The 16,334-nt window shown below is 61.5% G+C and carries 14 protein-coding genes; 11 read left to right on the forward strand and 3 right to left on the reverse strand.

What is annotated here, in order from left to right:
• The first annotated feature begins 95 nt into the window (after positions 1 to 95).
• The 9 genes from ACR3EQ_RS00410 to ACR3EQ_RS00450 all read left to right on the forward strand — a co-directional run bounded on the left by ACR3EQ_RS00410 (position 96) and on the right by ACR3EQ_RS00450 (position 11,333).
• Complete coding sequence (locus tag ACR3EQ_RS00410; protein WP_170615242.1) at positions 96 to 1,016, forward strand: D-alanine--D-alanine ligase; 921 nt, start codon at positions 96 to 98, stop codon at positions 1,014 to 1,016.
• Entirely contained in the window at positions 1,004 to 2,008 is a 1,005-nt protein-coding gene (locus ACR3EQ_RS00415) for a cell division protein FtsQ/DivIB (RefSeq protein WP_170619697.1), read from the forward strand. Before ACR3EQ_RS00410 ends, ACR3EQ_RS00415 begins: the two co-directional genes overlap by 13 nt.
• A gap of 8 nt (positions 2,009 to 2,016) precedes the next feature.
• Entirely contained in the window at positions 2,017 to 3,351 is a 1,335-nt protein-coding gene (gene ftsA / locus ACR3EQ_RS00420) for a cell division protein FtsA (protein ID WP_170615246.1), read from the forward strand.
• Entirely contained in the window at positions 3,338 to 3,757 is a 420-nt protein-coding gene (locus ACR3EQ_RS00425) for a hypothetical protein (protein WP_480489546.1), read from the forward strand. The genes ftsA and ACR3EQ_RS00425 overlap by 14 nt, the downstream gene beginning before the upstream one ends.
• Before the next feature lie 345 nt (positions 3,758 to 4,102).
• The gene (gene ftsZ / locus ACR3EQ_RS00430) at positions 4,103 to 5,719 is read left to right on the forward strand and encodes a cell division protein FtsZ (RefSeq protein ID WP_170615248.1); all 1,617 of its coding nucleotides are present in this window, start codon (positions 4,103 to 4,105) and stop codon (positions 5,717 to 5,719) included.
• Positions 5,720 to 5,932: 213 nt separating this feature from the next.
• A complete protein-coding gene (gene lpxC / locus ACR3EQ_RS00435) occupies positions 5,933 to 6,853 on the forward strand; it encodes a UDP-3-O-acyl-N-acetylglucosamine deacetylase (protein ID WP_170615250.1) in 921 nt (306 codons plus the stop codon).
• Between the two features lie 148 nt (positions 6,854 to 7,001).
• The gene (locus ACR3EQ_RS00440) at positions 7,002 to 7,862 is read left to right on the forward strand and encodes an outer membrane protein assembly factor BamD (protein WP_170615252.1); all 861 of its coding nucleotides are present in this window, start codon (positions 7,002 to 7,004) and stop codon (positions 7,860 to 7,862) included.
• A 35-nt stretch (positions 7,863 to 7,897) separates the two neighbouring features.
• Positions 7,898 to 9,547 (forward strand): DNA repair protein RecN, encoded by a 1,650-nt coding sequence (recN, locus tag ACR3EQ_RS00445; protein ID WP_480489547.1) that lies wholly within the window; start codon positions 7,898 to 7,900, stop codon positions 9,545 to 9,547.
• 100 nt (positions 9,548 to 9,647) lie between these two features.
• Positions 9,648 to 11,333: a chloride channel protein gene (locus tag ACR3EQ_RS00450; protein WP_170615256.1), complete on the forward strand. Its 1,686-nt coding sequence runs from the start codon at positions 9,648 to 9,650 to the stop codon at positions 11,331 to 11,333.
• A gap of 49 nt (positions 11,334 to 11,382) precedes the next feature.
• On the opposite strand, the gene ACR3EQ_RS00455 is transcribed toward ACR3EQ_RS00450, so the two are convergent.
• Positions 11,383 to 12,300, reverse strand: a complete 918-nt coding sequence (locus tag ACR3EQ_RS00455; protein ID WP_170615258.1) for a LysR family transcriptional regulator — start codon at positions 12,298 to 12,300, stop codon at positions 11,383 to 11,385.
• Positions 12,301 to 12,437: 137 nt separating this feature from the next.
• On the opposite strand from ACR3EQ_RS00455, the gene ACR3EQ_RS00460 reads away from it, so the two are divergent.
• Positions 12,438 to 13,031, forward strand: a complete 594-nt coding sequence (locus ACR3EQ_RS00460) for a sulfotransferase family protein (RefSeq protein ID WP_480489548.1) — start codon at positions 12,438 to 12,440, stop codon at positions 13,029 to 13,031.
• Positions 13,032 to 13,245: 214 nt separating this feature from the next.
• Entirely contained in the window at positions 13,246 to 14,064 is an 819-nt protein-coding gene (locus ACR3EQ_RS00465; RefSeq protein WP_170615262.1) for a DUF2189 domain-containing protein, read from the forward strand.
• Between the two features lie 62 nt (positions 14,065 to 14,126).
• Here ACR3EQ_RS00465 and ACR3EQ_RS00470 read toward each other — a convergent pair whose 3' ends face one another.
• Positions 14,127 to 14,471, reverse strand: coding sequence for a DUF427 domain-containing protein (locus ACR3EQ_RS00470; RefSeq protein ID WP_480489549.1), 345 nt, complete (start codon positions 14,469 to 14,471; stop codon positions 14,127 to 14,129).
• Between the two features lie 63 nt (positions 14,472 to 14,534).
• On the reverse strand, positions 14,535 to 16,325 hold the full coding sequence (locus ACR3EQ_RS00475; protein WP_480489550.1) for an aminopeptidase P family protein: 1,791 nt from the start codon (positions 16,323 to 16,325) through the stop codon (positions 14,535 to 14,537).
• Positions 16,326 to 16,334: the final 9 nt, after the last annotated feature.

Raw genomic sequence — 16,334 nt, forward strand, 5'->3', positions numbered from 1 at the left:
CGTCAGACCATAACAGGCAAATTCAGGCGGCGGATCAAAGGCATAAACAAGATACGGACCACCACATAAGGTCCGGGGACATTGAGGCGCACGAAGTGGGTAAGTCGAGCAGGACAAACCCCAAAGTGGCGGTATTGATGGGCGGCCCCTCGAAGGAACGCGAGGTCTCGCTCAGCAGCGGGCGCGAATGCGCAGCCGCCCTTAGGGAAGAAGGCTTTGAGGTGGTCGAACTGGACGCTGGTCCCGACCTTTACGCGCGTCTTCTGGATATCAGGCCTGATGTGGTTTTCAACGCCCTGCATGGCCGCTGGGGCGAGGATGGCTGTGTGCAGGGGATGCTCGAATGGATGCGTATCCCGTATACGCATTCCGGCGTTCTGGCTTCGGCCCTGGCCATGGACAAGCAGCGCAGCAAGGAAGCGTTCCGCGTCGAAGGCCTGCCCATCGCAGAAAGCATCATTGCCCCGAAGGTTGAGGTCGAAGCCGACCACGTCATGCCTGCGCCCTATGTGGTCAAACCCAACAACGAAGGCTCCAGCGTCGGTATCTATCTGGTGCACGAGGGTACCAACGGTCCCCCGAAACTGTCCGACGACATGCCGGATCAGGTAATGGTCGAGCAATATGTGGCGGGGCGCGAACTGACCGTGACCGTGATGGGCGACCGTGCCCTGACCGTAACCGAGATCATGACCGAAGGCTGGTACGACTACGACGCCAAGTACAAGCCCGGTGGCTCGTCGCACGAACTGCCTGCCAAGATTCCGGCTGACATTTTCGACATGTGCATGGACTATGCCGTGCGCGCTCATAAGGTGTTGGGGTGCAAGGGCGTCAGCCGCACCGACTTCCGCTGGGACGATGCACGGGGCGCGGATGGTCTGTTCCTGCTGGAAACCAATACCCAGCCCGGCATGACGCCGACCTCGCTGGCGCCAGAACAGGGCGCGCATCTGGGCATGAGTTTCGGCCAGTTTTGCGCCTGGATGGTGGAGGACGCCTCATGCGACCGTTGACCGCCACCCGCGCACCCGTGATCCATCGCAGCAAGCCTCTGGCCGGGCCGGATGCCGATTTCGCCACTGCCGAGCCGACCCCTCAGGCCAAGCCGAAACTGCAACTGCGCGGCGCCCGGTTTTTTGGTCGCAACGCCCGCCGCTCCGATCCCGCGCCGTCGCGGCTCAGCTACCGGTTCCAGCGCTGGATGCTGACACCGGGCATCCGGCTGAGCGTTCGTCTGGGCCTGCCGGTTTGCGTTGTTGCGGCGGCGGTCGGGCTCTATTTCGCGTCCGAAGACCGGCGCGAAGCGCTCAGCGCCTATATCGCCGACATCAAGACCTCGGTTCAGGAGCGCCCCGAATTCATGGTCAACCTGATGGCCATCGATGGTGCGGGGCCGGGCCTGTCCGACGACATCCGCGAAGTCGTGCCGTTGGACTTCCCGATCAGTTCCTGGGATCTGGATGTCGAACAGATGCGCGACACCATAACCGGACTGGACCCGGTGAAATCGGCCACCGTCCGCATTCGCCCGGGCGGCATTCTTCAGGTCGATGTGGTCGAGCGTCAGCCGGTCATCGTCTGGCGCACGCGCGACGGGATCGAATTGTTGGACGAAACTGGTGCCCATGTGGATCAGGTCGCCTCGCGCAAGGATCATGCGGATCTGCCGCTGATCGCGGGTCAGGGGGCGGATCAGCATGTCGGCGAAGCGCTGCGGATCCTGACCACAGCGCGCAGCCTTGGTGACCGCGTGCGCGGACTGGTACGCATCGGTGAACGCCGCTGGGACCTGGTCCTGGATCGTGGCCAGCGCATCATGCTGCCAACCGACCGCCCTGTACGCGCGCTCGAGCGGGTATTGGCGGTAAACGAGGTACAGGACCTTCTGGAACGTGATGTGGCCGTGGTCGACATGCGCCTCGGTCAGCGTCCGACCATCCGAATGACCAAAGCCGCCAGCGAAGACTGGTGGAATACAAAAGTGACAACGAGTAGCGGGCAGTAGCGACAATGATGACCGATCTTTACCAGTCCCAGCGGGCCATGCGGCAAATGCGCAGGCAAGCCATGCAAAGGGGCGTCATCGCCATTCTGGACGTAGGCAGTTCCAAGATCGCCTGTCTGGTGCTGCGCTTCGACGGCACCGGCCGGCTGAGCGATGACAACAGCATCGGCTCATTGGCTGGGCAGACCGGGTTCCGTGTCATCGGCGCCGCAACGACCCGCTCGCGCGGAGTGCAGTTCGGCGAAGTCACTGCCATGCAGGAAACCGAACGCGCCATCCGCACTGCCTTGCAGGCGGCGCAGAAGATGGCGGACATTCGCGTTGATCACGTCATCGCCAGTTTCTCGGGCGCGAACCCGCGCTCCTACGGTCTGGACGCGCAGGTCGATCTGGAAGGTCAGCTTGTGACCGAAGCCGAGGTCGGACGTGTGCTGAACGCCTGCGACGTGCCCGATTACGGGGCCGGGCGCGAGGTTCTGCATGCCCAGCCGGTGAACTTCGCGCTGGACAACCGGTCCGGCCTGATCGACCCGCGGGGACAAATGGGGCAGAGCCTTGCGGTCGATATGCACATGCTGACCGTTGATGCGGTGGCGATTCAGAACATCGTGCGGTGCATCAAACGTTGCGACCTGGAATTGGCGGGGATAGCGAATTCAGCCTATGTCTCGGGCATCTCGGCGCTGGTCGAGGACGAGCAGGAACTGGGCGCGGCCTGTATCGACATGGGCGGCGGCACGACCAGCGTGTCGATCTTCATGAAGAAACACATGATCTATGCCGATTGCGTGCGCATGGGTGGTGATCACGTGACCTCGGACATTTCCATGGGCCTCGGCGTTCCAGCGGCAGTGGCCGAGCGGATCAAGACGTTCAATGGCGGCGTGCATGCCACAGGGGCCGATGACCGCGATCTGATCGATATCGGTGGCGATACCGGCGACTGGGAACATGACCGTCGCACCGTCAGCCGTGCCGAACTGATCGGAATCATGCGCCCAAGGGTCGAGGAAATTCTCGAAGAGGTCCGTGTGCGGCTGGATGCAGCCGGGTTCGAACACATGCCCAGCCAGCAGATCGTCCTGACCGGCGGCGGCAGCCAGATCATGGGGCTGGACGGCCTCGCCACCCGTATCCTGGGTCAACGCGTCCGCCTTGGTCGCCCCTTGCGCGTTCACGGCCTGCCGCAATCGGCCACAGGGCCGAGCTTTTCGTCTGCTGTGGGCCTCAGCCTGTTCGCCGCCCATCCGCAGGACGAATGGTGGGATTTCGAGATCCCGGTCGACACCTACGCGGCGCGCCCCTTCAAACGCGCCGTGCGCTGGTTCCGTGACAACTGGTAGAAGGCTGCTTCGGGGGCTGATCGCCCCGTTGCTGTTGCCCGCCGGCGCGGTCGCTCAGACCGCCATCTCTCCCGACGCGTTTCTGGATGCGGTCATCGGCAAGACGGTCACGTTCTATGAGATCCGCAGCGGTCAGCTGGTCGGAACAGAGCAGTTTTTAAGTCGCAACACCTCGGTCTGGCGCGAGAATGGCCTGGGCTGCGTCTATGGTCAGATCACCACGCCAAACGGGCAGATCTGCTTCCTCTATGACAATGACACGGACGGGGTGCCAGTCTGTTGGTGGCCGTTTCTGCACCACGACCGGCTGCTGGTGCGCCTGGCCACCTTCATCGGCGGTGAAATTCAGGAGGTCCGCCGAATAAGCGAGGATAGCCTCAACTGTCCAAGTGCCCCTGTCAGTTGAAAAATCGGCTTGCGGCGCCCGAGAATATCCCTCAAGATATCCACAAGGCCCGACAGAGGCCCGGCGGCAGGACCCGAGCAGGTACCCGCAAAACAAGAATGGACCCGATTGTGACGCATCTTCTGGCTGGCGGCACGAATTGCGTATGCCTTGTGGCGCCTTGCGTCCGCTCCGCAATATCTGGCAGATCGCGCGAAATACCGCCTCTGGTTGCCTTATTTCCTCCATATTTTGTGGATTCCTGCGATTTTTGACGTGACGTTTGTGGATATGACCGGTAGAATTAAAGGCGGATAGGTAAGAAAAACACCGCTTTGGCGGGTTATAAGAACAGGCGGACAGAGCATGACATTGAATCTTTCGATGCCCGGGCACGACGAACTGAAGCCTCGGATCACAGTATTTGGCGTGGGCGGTGCAGGCGGCAATGCCGTCAATAACATGATTGAGAAACAGCTTGACGGCGTCGATTTCGTGGTCGCCAACACAGACGCGCAGGCGCTGCAGCAAAGCCAGTCCTCGGCAAGGGTGCAACTGGGTGTGAAAGTCACCGAAGGCCTGGGCGCTGGGGCGCGTCCGACCGTAGGCGCAGCCGCCGCCGAAGAAAGCATCGAACAGATCGTCGATCATCTGGCTGGCGCGCATATGTGTTTCATCACCGCTGGCATGGGGGGTGGCACCGGGACAGGCGCGGCTCCGATCATCGCGCAGGCCGCGCGCGAGCTGGGTGTGCTGACCGTCGGCGTCGTAACCAAACCCTTCCAGTTCGAAGGTGCCAAGCGGATGCGTCAGGCTGAAGACGGTGTTGAGGCGCTGCAGAAGGTTGTCGATACGCTGATCATCATCCCGAACCAGAACCTGTTCCGTCTGGCCAATGAAAAGACGACCTTTACCGAGGCGTTCTCGATGGCCGACGACGTTCTGTATCAGGGCGTCAAAGGCGTGACCGACCTGATGGTCCGTCCGGGCCTGATCAACCTCGACTTTGCCGATGTTCGCGCCGTCATGGACGAGATGGGCAAAGCGATGATGGGGACCGGCGAGGCAACCGGCGAAGATCGCGCGGTTCAGGCGGCCGAGAAGGCGATTGCCAACCCGCTGCTGGACGAAATCAGCCTTAAGGGTGCCAAAGGCGTGCTGATCAACATCACTGGCTCGCACGACCTGACCCTGTTCGAACTGGACGAAGCTGCCAACCGCATCCGCGAAGAAGTGGACCCCGAAGCCAACATCATCGTCGGGTCGACCCTCGATACCGCGATGGAAGGCGGCATGCGCGTGTCCGTCGTGGCCACCGGGATCGATGCAACCGACAAACAGGCCGAAATTCCGGTTGCGCGTCGTTCGATGTCGGCACCGCTGACCCGCACCGTTTCCGCGGAAGAGCAGGCGCAGGAAGAAGCGCAGACCGTTGCCGCAGAACAGCAGGCACCTGCTGAGGTAAACCCCGAACCTTCGCTGTTCGAAGCGGCTGACGAGCCGGTCCAGTCCCAGCCTCAGTTCCAGCCGCAGGCGGAACAGGATGATGATGACCTGCCGCCGCCCGCCTATCAGCCGCGCGTGGCCGAGTTTGAACCGCAGCCCGAGGTTGCGGAACCTGCGCCGGAAAGCTTTGTCGCACCGCGCGCCGCTGCTGCCGGCACTCCGTCCCCCGAGGCCCTGCAGCGACTGCAGGCAGCTGTTCAGAACGTGCCATCGGCAAAACAGCGCATGGCGGCAAGCCGCGCGGACGTCGAAGAAGCGGCCCCCGCACAGCGGGCGGAAGCTCATGACCGGCCCCGTTTCGGCTTCAACAGGCTGATCGACCGCATGACCGGTCATGCAGCCGATACACCCGCTCAACCGGCCCGCCAACAGCCGGTCATGCGCCAGGCTGACGCCACGGCACCTGCCCATGAAGAGGCAGATCCGGATCAGGAACGTATCGAAATTCCGGCCTTCTTGCGCCGTCAGGCCAACTGATCGCGGTAACAAAATGATGACAAAGGGTCGCCGTTTGGCGGCCCTTTTTCGTTTAAAATAAAGTGCTTATTGTAATGTAAGCAGGGTTTTGCCGATCTGTAACATCCATGTTTCAATCGGTTGCAAAGAGTGAGTTGAGCCTTATCGCCGGCTTCCTTAACTGAGTGTCCAACACAGCCCAAGCAGGCTGGACATCACCCACTGAGGTCAGTTTTGCAACACACGCTCAAATCATCGGTCACGTTTACAGGCACCGGGCTGCACAGCGGCAAGCCTGCGACGATGGTCCTGAAGCCGGCAGCCGCCGGTCACGGCATCTGGTTCAAGCGGACGGATATCGAATTGGGCAATGCGCTGATCCCGGCCATCTACGACATGGTGGACCGGACCCCGCTCTGCACCCGTCTGGTGAACGAGGCCGGCGTTTCCGTTTCAACCGTTGAACACATCATGGCGGCCCTTGCCGGTTGCGGCGTGCACAACGCGCTGGTCGAGATTGATGGTCCCGAAGTTCCGATCATGGACGGCTCGTCCATCGAATTCGTGCGTGGCATCATGGCCAAGGGCGTGCGCCGTCAGGCCAGCCCTGTTCTGGCTTACGAAGTGCTCAAACCGGTCACCGTCTCTCGCGAGGGCGCAAGCGCCTCGATCGCTCCGGCGAAAGGGCTGTTCATCGATTTCCACATCGATTTCGAAGATGACGCGATTGGCAACCAGACCAAGACGCTGGATATGCGCAACGGTTCGTTCGCGCGCGAACTCAGCGATTGCCGCACGTTCTGCCGCCGCACCGATGTCGAAGCCATGCGCGAAAACGGCCTGGCGCTGGGTGGTACGCTGGACAACGCAGTCGTTGTTCAGGGCACCGACGTTCTGACACCAGGCGGGTTCCGCCGCGCGGATGAGGCCGTACGCCACAAGATGCTGGATGCCCTGGGCGACCTGTATCTGGCAGGCGGTCCGATTCTGGGCCACTTCACCGGCGACAAGTCCGGTCATTCGATGACCAACACGCTGCTGCGCAAGCTGTTCGAGACGCCCGGCGCCGTGCGCCCCGTGCTGTGCACCCCCGAACAGGCGGCCCGACTGCCCGGTCAGGGCCTGATCTGGGCGGAAATCCCCGAAGTCGCCTGATCTGGGCGGTCCGCGAGATGCCGCGGATCACCACTGGCGACATTTCCGACAGAGAGCGTTAAAGACGTTTTGCACCGGAATTTTCTGTGCTAGACCATGGCACAATCCGGGTCAGAACCCGTTAAGCAAGACGACAAGGATGAGCGGAATGGTGGGCAGCAAGGCGGCAGTCAGGTTCGCAGGGGCGATTCTTCTGGCAGCAACTTTAGCAGCGTGCGGCAATGGCGGACTTTTCGGAAGAAGGGGCGCGGACCGCGACCAGAACCTGGAAGGCTTCACGCCGGAACAGATTTACACGCGCGGTGAATACGAACTGTCGCAGAACCGTTCTGACGACGCGGCGTGGTATTTCTCGGAAGTCGAACGGCTCTATCCCTATTCTGACTGGGCCAAACGGTCGCTGATCATGCAGGCCTTCGCGTTCCATACCGACGAGAACTATGAAGAAAGCCGGGCGGCAGCTCAGCGTTATATCGATTTTTATCCTACGGACGAAGATGCCGCCTATGCCCAGTATCTGCTGGCGCTCAGCTACTATGACCAGATCGACGAAGTGGGCCGCGACCAGGGCCTGACCTTTCAGGCGCTGCAGGCGCTGCGCACGGTGATTGAGGTCTATCCGGACAGTGAATACGCCACCTCTGCGGTGCTGAAATTCGATCTCGCCTTCGACCATCTGGCCGGAAAAGAGATGGAGATCGGACGCTATTACCTGCGTCAGGATCATTTTGCAGCCGCCATCAACCGCTTCCGCGTTGTGGTCGAGGATTTTCAGACCACCTCGCACACTGCCGAAGCGCTGTATCGTCTGGTCGAGGCGTACCTGTCGTTGGGCCTGGTGGATGAGGCGCAGTCGGCCGGTGCGATCCTGGGCTACAACTACCAGTCCTCGGAATGGTACGACAGTGCTTATACCCTGCTGACTTCGCGCGGCCTCAAACTCAAGAGCCGTGGCAACAACTGGCTCAGCCAGGTTTACCGTCAATCGATCAAAGGGCAGTGGTTGTAATCGCCATGACCATAGGGTTGGGACAGTAGGACCCGATGCTACGCGCCCTTGATATTCGCGACATGCTGATCATCGACCGGCTGGAACTGACCTTCCAGCCGGGTCTCAATGCGCTGACCGGTGAAACCGGTGCGGGCAAGTCGATCCTGCTGGATTCTCTGGGCTTTGTTCTGGGCTGGCGTGGTCGCGCCGAACTGGTGCGGCAGGGGGCTGCGCAGGGTGAAGTGCTGGCCGAGTTTGAACTGCCCGCCGATCATCCCGCCCATGCCGTTCTGGCCGAGGCCGGGCTGCCCGGCGGCGAAGAACTGATCCTGCGCCGCGTCAACACGGCCGAGGGCCGCAAAACCGCCTGGGTCAATGACCGCCGCTGCTCGGGAGAGGTGCTGCGTGCGCTGTCCGAGACATTGATCGAACTGCACGGCCAGCACGATGACCGCGGCCTGCTGAACCCGCGCGGGCATCGTGTTCTGCTGGACGACTATGCCGGGGCAGGGAACCAGCTTAGCGCCGTCCGAGCGGCCTGGTCACAGATGTCCCGCGCCCGCAAGGCGCTGACCGAGACCGAAGGCACGCAGGCCGCAATGCGCGCCGAAGAAGAGTTTCTGCGCCACGCCGTGTCGGAACTGGATCAGCTTGATCCTCAGCCGGGTGAAGATGCCGAACTCGACGCCCGCCGCCGCATGATGCAGGGGGCCGAACGGATCCGCGACGACGTGGCCCGTGCCTTTGCCCTGTTGGGGGGCGAGGGCGCCGAAGGCGCTTTGGCCGACGCGGTGCGCTGGCTTGAAGGTGTGTCGGACCATGCCGGCGGCCAGCTTGAAGAGCCCATCGCCGCACTCGGCCGCGCCATGATTGAACTGGGCGAAGCGCAGGATGGCGTCAACGCCTGCCTTCAGGCGCTGGATTTCGACCCGGCAGAACTGGAACAGACCGAAGAACGCCTGTTCGCCATTCGCGCGCTGGCCCGCAAACACGACGTCGCGCCTGACGATCTGGGCGCTTTCGCCGACACCCTGCGTGAGCGTCTGAACCGGCTGGACGCCGGAGATGCCGACCTTGCCGACAGGCGTGCCGCTGTCGAGGCCGCGCAGGCCGCCTACGATGCCGCCGCAGCCCAGCTCAGCAGCACGCGTCAGAATGCGGCGGGGCAACTCGACGCGGCCGTGATGGCTGAACTTGCACCGCTGAAAATGGAACGCGCGGTGTTTCGAACCGAAATCACACCAGCCGATCCCGGCCCCGAAGGCACCGATGCGGTGGCCTTCACCGTCGCCACCAATCCCGGCGCGCCCTCGGGACCGCTGAACAAGATCGCATCCGGCGGTGAACTCAGCCGCTTCCTGTTGGCGCTCAAGGTTTGCCTCAGCGGTGATGACAGCGCCCGCACGATGATCTTCGATGAAATCGACCGGGGTGTTGGCGGTGCCACTGCCGATGCCGTTGGCCGCCGTCTGGCCGCGCTGGCGCAGGGGGGGCAGGTGCTGGTCGTGACGCATTCGCCGCAGGTGGCCGCGCGGGCCGCGCATCACTGGCGTGTCCAGAAACAGGTTGCGGACGGGCAAACCCTGTCCACCGTCATCCCGCTGGCCGACCCGGACCGGGTGGATGAGATTGCCCGCATGGTCGCAGGCGACACCATAACGGACGAAGCCCGCGCCGCCGCACGCGCTTTGCTGCAGGCCTGAGACATATCTGCCGCTTTCCGGTTCTCAAACCGTCGCTATCCCACTTTTATAAGGACGCACCGTGGCTTACTAATGAGGGAACGATGACCTCCGAGGGCAAATGACCCAGTCGACCCGCACCGTTCTGCGCAATCAGCTCAATCAGGCACTGGCCGCGATCAAGGATGCATGGCGGGTGATGCTCCGTCGGGGACCCAGCCAGATTCAGTTCTGGTTCATCGCCCTGGCCATCGGTATCGCGGCGGGTTTCATGGCGCTGGGATTCCGCAAGGCCATCGCCGCACTTCAGGCGTATATCTACAACACCGAGGATATCCTTCTGCTGCACAGCCATGTGGAAAAGCTGCCTTGGGTCCTGATCCTGATCACGCCGATCATCGGTGGCCTGGTTGTCGGTATCATCCTGCACATTTTCACCGATGACGGGCGTGTCCGGTCCGTGGCGGACGTGATGGAAGGTTCTGCCGTCACCGATGGGAGGGTCGAGATCAAGGCAGGGATCGCGTCTTTCCTCGCCTCGCTCATCACGCTCAGCTCAGGCGGCTCGACGGGTCGTGAAGGGCCGGTGGTTCACATGGCGGGCGTCATTTCAACATGGGTCAGCAACCGCATCCACGCGGACGGCATCACCGGTCGCGACCTGCTGGGCTGTGCCGTGGCCGCCGCCGTCTCGGCCAGCTTCAACGCCCCCATTGCGGGTGCGCTTTTCGCGCTCGAAGTGGTTCTGCGCCACTTCGCGGTCCATGCCTTCGCCCCTATCGTTATTGCCTCGGTCGCGGGGACGGTTATCAACCGTCTGGCCTATGGTGACGTCACCGAGTTTGTCCTGGAGACCCCCGGATCGCTGCAATTCTATGTGGAGTTGCCCGCGTTCCTGATCCTCGGGCTGATCTGCGGGTTCGTCTCTCTGCTGCTGATGCGCTCGATCTTCTTTGCCGAGGATATCGGCAACCACATCCAGACCCGCCTGTCACTGCCGCGCTGGCTGCGGCCGGCGGTATCGGGGGCGATGCTGGGGCTGATGGCGATCTGGTTCCCGCATATCATCGGTGTCGGGTACGAGACCACGATCCGCGCCCTGACCGGCGACCTGCTGCTGACCACCGCAATCCTGTTTGCCGTTCTCAAGACCGTTGCGGTCGCCATTACCATGGGCGGCCGCATGGGTGGCGGTGTGTTCTCACCGTCGCTGATGATCGGCGCGCTGACCGGGCTGGCCTTTGGCCTGATCGCCACCGGCTTGCTGCCGGACGTATCGGGGACCCACACGCTCTATGCCTTTGCCGGAATGGGTGCCGTGGCCGCCGCAGTTCTGGGGGCACCCATCTCGACCACGCTGATCGTGTTCGAACTGACCGGAGACTGGCAGATCGGCCTTGCGGTGATGGTCTCGGTTTCGATGTCCACCGCGCTGGCTTCGCGCCTGGTGGACCGGTCCTTCTTCCTGACTCAACTGGAGCGCCGCAACGTGCATCTGGCCGCCGGGCCGCAGGCCTACCTGCTGGCCATGTTGCGCGCTGGCGCCGTGATGCGACCGCTCGGAGATCCGCGCTCGATCACCAGGGATGAGGCGCAGGAGTTGATTGAACAGGGCTTCTGCATTCAGGCCAGCGCCACGCTTGAGGCTGCGATGCCCTATTTCGACCGCGGTGACATCCCCTGCATTCCGGTGGTTCTGATCGAAGATAACGGTGTCGAAACCCCGGTCGGCGCGCTTTATCACATAGATGCGCTCAAGGCGTATAACCGTGCGCTGGCGGCGACAGCGGCCGAGGAGCATTCGTAGCGAGGCCGAAGCCGGCGCGTTGCACTGCGTCTTCTGAAACGGGAGCCGCTTAGCCGGTTGGCGCTTTCCTCGCTTCTTCCTTGATCACAGACCGGACCCAACGTGCCAGTTTCGACCGATCGGTTGCAGCAGTCCAGTACATATGCTCTGCCATGCCCGTGTCAAAATCGAAAGGCCGCAGAGCAAGCCTGTCCCTGAACCGGTTGGCCATCCGTGACGGCAACGCGGCCAGGAGGTCGGTGCCCACGATGATTTCGCCAAAGGATATAGCATCACTGCTGACGATCGAACGCCGCAGGCTGATGCCCTGTTCGGCGGCATAGCGAACCGGCGCCTGCTGCCAGCCGGGGCGCGGTTCGAAATGGACGAAATTCATCTCCTTGATGTCGTCCAGCCCCAGGACCTCTTTCTTTGCCAGCGGGTGTGACGGATCCATCATACAGACATGCTGCTCGCGGTTCAGGTATTCTTCGCCGTAAATCCCGCTGTCCGACACTTTCTGAGGCCCGAGGTAGATATCGGCGCTGCCACTCAGCAACAAGTCGCTGGCAAGGCCGTAGTTATAGTTCAGGATCAGCCGGATCGCCGGGGCTTCGCGCCGGAGCCGTCGAACAACTTGAGGCAAAACAAGCAACGTTTCGTAACTGGTGATATTGATCCGGATCTCTCCCTCGGACTGCTTCGGATCGAATGCCTCATCGTCGCGAAACTGCTCGGCTTCTTCCAACATGTGCTCCACTCGGTCCATGAGCCGGTGGCAATGGTGCGTAGGTGCTATCCCTCCGCCTTGTTTGACGAACAGGGGATCCTGCGCTGTCTTTCTGACACGTTCGATCGTGTAACTGACCGAAGACGGGTTCATGCCCAGCTCGGCCGCGGCCTTTGCGAATGAGCGGTGCGTGTACACCAGCTTCAGCGTACGAAGCGCCGCGAAATCCAGCGAGAGTATTTCTGGCGCTGTGGACATCGGAACCCTGTCTGAGTGTAATTGAAAATTTCAATGCAATGAAACGGATTGATCTGATTGTTCAATCTGACACATCCGGACATCCTTAGGCAAGCAGACCCGTCACGGGATGTATTGCAACAGACCGGAGGATGAACATGACTTTGAAAGTGATCGGAGCCGGATTTGGACGGACAGGAACGGAAAGCCTCAAGCGGGCGCTTAAAGCCCTTGGGCTCGGACCGATGCACCGCATGTACGAGGTCATGGACTGCAAAACGCAGCGGGAACGCTGGATCGCTTTCGCAAACGGGGCAACACCGGACTGGCCCTCGCTGTTTGAAGGATACAACAGCGCCGTGGACTGGCCATCAGCCGCCTACTGGCGTGAAACGATGGCCTTCTACCCGGATGCCAAAGTGGTGCTGACCCACCGGCCCGCCGAAGACTGGTGGAACAGTTTCACCAATACGATTCAGACAGCGCTGCTATCAGGCACGGATGTCGGCGGTCTGGGAACCAGCGTGATAACCGAAGGGGTTTTCGGTGGAAACATTCAGGACAAGGCGCATGTTCTGTCTGTTTACGAGGGCACGATCGCCAGGGTCCGAAACGAAGTGCCTGCGGAACGGCTTATCGACCTGCCGCTTGGCTCCGGCTGGGGGCCTTTGTGCAGGGGGCTGGGCTTGCCAGCACCCGACATGGACTATCCCAAAGGCAACACAAAGGCAGGATTCCGGGCGGTCGCATAGCCTTCCTGAATAACGCAGGCCTTGGGAACCGGCGTACTCTTGACGCGAAATTGCTGATTTTCCGCAGACCCTGCGAACACTTGGCCACAATACTCGCTTCTTGCCCTTGTGCCCCACCTGATGCAAACTTGATCGCAAAGGAGGGATGTCTGTTTCTCCGTTAGGTCTGTTTGAAAGCGGACCAGAACGGTGCAGCTGCTTTGGGAGGAGTGTCATGACATCCAAGACTGCGGGTTCCACGCCACCGAACAATCTGACGCCGCCGCCGCAGGCCATGCCCAGGATCAACAAGGTCACTGCGGATGATATCACCGCGTCCCTGAAGGCCGGCTTTTCCGATTTTCTGGCCCGCCCCTTCATGAGTGGCTTTTTTGGACTTTTCTATGCAGTCTTCGGCATCCTGTTTGTCTGGAGCCTGGTCTGGCTTGGCAAGATCTGGATGATCATTCCAGCGGTCGTCGGCTTCCCCCTGGTCGCGCCATTTGCTGCCGCCGGGCTGTATGAGATGTCCCGCCGGATTCAGAACAACGAGAGTTTCGGCTGGTCTGAAATCCTCACCGTCATGGCCAACCAGCGTAAGCGCGAAATGGGCTGGATGGCCTTTGTCACCCTGTTCATTTTCTGGGTGTGGATTTATCAGGTCCGTCTATGGCTGGCGATCATCCTACAGAATGTATCTTTCTCGGATTTCGACGGGTTTCTGAACACCGTGTTCTTCACACCGCAGGGCTGGACTTTCCTGGCCGTTGGCACCTGCGTCGGCGCATTTCTGTCGGCTGTACTGTTCTCGGTGACCGTCATCGCCATGCCCATGCTGCTTGACCGGGAAACCAATTTTGTCTCTGCCATGATCACGTCCATTCGCGTCGTCACGGAAAATCCGTTGGTCATGCTTGGCTGGGCGGCGATTATCTCGGTCACTATGCTGTTGTCGCTTGTCCCGGCGTTTCTGGGCCTGATCTTCACCCTGCCGATCCTTGGCCACACAACATGGCATCTCTATCAGCGGGCCGTGCAACCCGCCGAGGGGTGATCCGGCCTGCCATTACTTGGTGCAACTGTCGGCTTCGACTGACTTCTCAACATCGGATGGTTCTACAACTGTTCGACCGTCACCGAGTCCAGCGGATAGAACGCCAGATAGCCCTTGATTTCGGCCACCGCCGGGATCGGGTCTTCATAGCTCCACGCGGCGTTTTCGGTTGTCGAGGATTTGTTGACGATCGAGAAATGCGTGGCGTCGCCTTTGTGCGGGCAGTGGGTGACTTTATCCGTCTGGTCCAGAAAGGCCATCGCGATATCGGAGCGTGGGAAATAGATCACCGGATCCAGATTCCCCTCAAGCAACTCCAACGCACCCGTGGTTTCGCCCAGAATCGCGCCACCTGACCGGACGCTCCATTTTCCGGGCGCCTTGCGGATTGTTATGTTGTCGGTCATGTCTGCTCCTTCTTTTGTCGCGTCAGGGCCTTTCCTCTGCCCAATCTATGTAACAGCCGGATGTCACACCGGCGCGGTTGCGGCATCCAACCACAGTTGCGCGTCATGGCCCAGCCTTGGCCTGATTTTTTCCGCAACTTCGCGGTGATACTCGTTCAGCCATGCCCGTTCCTGCGGGGACAACATGTCGGCGACGATCAACCGGCGGTCAATGGGCACAAAGGTCAGCGTACGCCAGTTCAGCATCGCCCGCTCGGTATCGCCGCTGGGCAGCGAGGGGGCTTCTTCCACAACCACCAGATTCTCGATCCGGATACCAAAGGCACCTTCCCGGTAGTACCCCGGCTCATTTGACAGGATCATACCGGGTTCCAGCGCAACATGGCTGGCCTTCGACAGGCGCTGCGGGCCTTCGTGCACGCTCAGATAGGCACCGACGCCGTGGCCCACGCCGTGGTTAAAATCCTGCCCCGCGGACCACAGCGGCGCGCGCGCCACACATTCGATGTCGCGCCCGGACAGCCCGACGGGCCAGCGTAGCATGGACATGGCAATCATGCCTTTCAACACGCGCGTGAAGCAGGCGCTTTCCTCGTCACCGGCGGTGCCGATCGCAACGGTTCGGGTGATGTCCGTGGTGCCGTCCAGATATTGCCCTCCGCTGTCCAGAACCAGAATATGGCCATCCTTCAACAGGCTGTCTGTCTCGGTCGTCACCCGGTAATGCATGACCGCGCCGTTTGGCCCGGTGCCCGCAATGGTGTCGAACGAGATATCCCGCAGTGCCGCGTCCTGCCGCCGGTTTTCCTCCAGCCGGGTGACGACCTGCGTTTCGGTCAGGCTGCCTGGGGGCTGCGCGTCCAACCAGCACAGCGTTTCGATCACCGCGACCGCATCGCGCAGATGGGCCTCGGCGCTGCCCGCGATTTCCGCGGCGTTCTTGCAGGCTTTGGGCAGGGCGCAGGGGTCGCCTCCCTCGGCCATCCTGTCGCCCAGAGCGTCAGCAACAATCTGCGGCAGTGTCGCCGGATCGACCTGCACCGAACCAGCCAGCCCGCTTATGGCCTGCAAAAACGCATCCGGTTCGTGCTGGCGCACCCGGGGCCCCAAATGATCGGCAACATCGGACAGCTTTTTGGCGGCCATGAACAGGTCCACTCCGCCATCGGCATGCAAAATCGCAAACCCGTGCGCCACCGGGTTGTACCCGATATCCGATCCCCGGATATTCAGCAGCCACATGATCGAGTCCGGCAGCGTGATCACCGCAGCCGCATGTCCCGCTTTTTGCAGCGCTTCGGCCAGACGGCTGATCTTGCTTTCGGCGGATTCCCCTGCGAATTCAATCGGGTGCGCGCTAACTGGGTTCATCGGTGGCGCAGGCTGGTCCGCCCAGATCCGGTCCACCAGGTTCGGACAACGGACCAGTTCGATACCGCTGCCCTGCAGATCCTTCTGCGTGCTCGTGATCTGACCCACGGCATGCAGCCAGGGGTCGAACCCGACCTTGCCGCCTTGCGGTAGCTGTTCTTTCAGCCAGGCGGCCAACCCGATATCGGGCCAGGGAACCGGAGTATACACATCCGCGACCTGCGCCTTGACCTGCGTGCGATAGCGCCCGTCGATGAAGACACCCGCCACGTCTTTCAGCGCGGCACAGAACCCGGCCGATCCGGTGAACCCGGTCAACCAGGCCAGACGCTCATCACGCGGCGCGACATATTCCCCCTGATGCGCATCCGCGCGGGGAATCAGAAATCCGTCCAGCCCTTCCTGAACCACCTCGCCGCGCAAGGCCTGCAACCGGGTCGGCCCCTGTTCCGGGCGGGCGGTCACTTCGAATGTCTGGAACATGGAGCCCTC

It is taken from the genome of Ruegeria sp. AN11 (genome assembly GCF_056536005.1).

Excerpts from the sequence above, each read along its gene's own strand:
- ACR3EQ_RS00415 (WP_170619697.1), top strand. The coding sequence starts at position 1,004 with ATGCGACCGTTGACCGCCACCCGCGCACCCGTGATCCATCGCAGCAAG.
- ftsA (WP_170615246.1), top strand. The coding sequence starts at position 2,017 with ATGACCGATCTTTACCAGTCCCAGCGGGCCATGCGGCAAATGCGCAGG.
- ftsZ (WP_170615248.1), top strand. The coding sequence starts at position 4,103 with ATGACATTGAATCTTTCGATGCCCGGGCACGACGAACTGAAGCCTCGG.
- ACR3EQ_RS00440 (WP_170615252.1), top strand. The coding sequence starts at position 7,002 with ATGGTGGGCAGCAAGGCGGCAGTCAGGTTCGCAGGGGCGATTCTTCTG.
- recN (WP_480489547.1), top strand. The coding sequence starts at position 7,898 with ATGCTACGCGCCCTTGATATTCGCGACATGCTGATCATCGACCGGCTG.
- ACR3EQ_RS00450 (WP_170615256.1), top strand. The coding sequence starts at position 9,648 with ATGACCCAGTCGACCCGCACCGTTCTGCGCAATCAGCTCAATCAGGCA.
- ACR3EQ_RS00455 (WP_170615258.1), bottom strand. The coding sequence starts at position 12,300 with ATGTCCACAGCGCCAGAAATACTCTCGCTGGATTTCGCGGCGCTTCGT.
- ACR3EQ_RS00460 (WP_480489548.1), top strand. The coding sequence starts at position 12,438 with ATGACTTTGAAAGTGATCGGAGCCGGATTTGGACGGACAGGAACGGAA.
- ACR3EQ_RS00465 (WP_170615262.1), top strand. The coding sequence starts at position 13,246 with ATGACATCCAAGACTGCGGGTTCCACGCCACCGAACAATCTGACGCCG.
- ACR3EQ_RS00470 (WP_480489549.1), bottom strand. The coding sequence starts at position 14,471 with ATGACCGACAACATAACAATCCGCAAGGCGCCCGGAAAATGGAGCGTC.
- ACR3EQ_RS00475 (WP_480489550.1), bottom strand. The coding sequence starts at position 16,325 with ATGTTCCAGACATTCGAAGTGACCGCCCGCCCGGAACAGGGGCCGACC.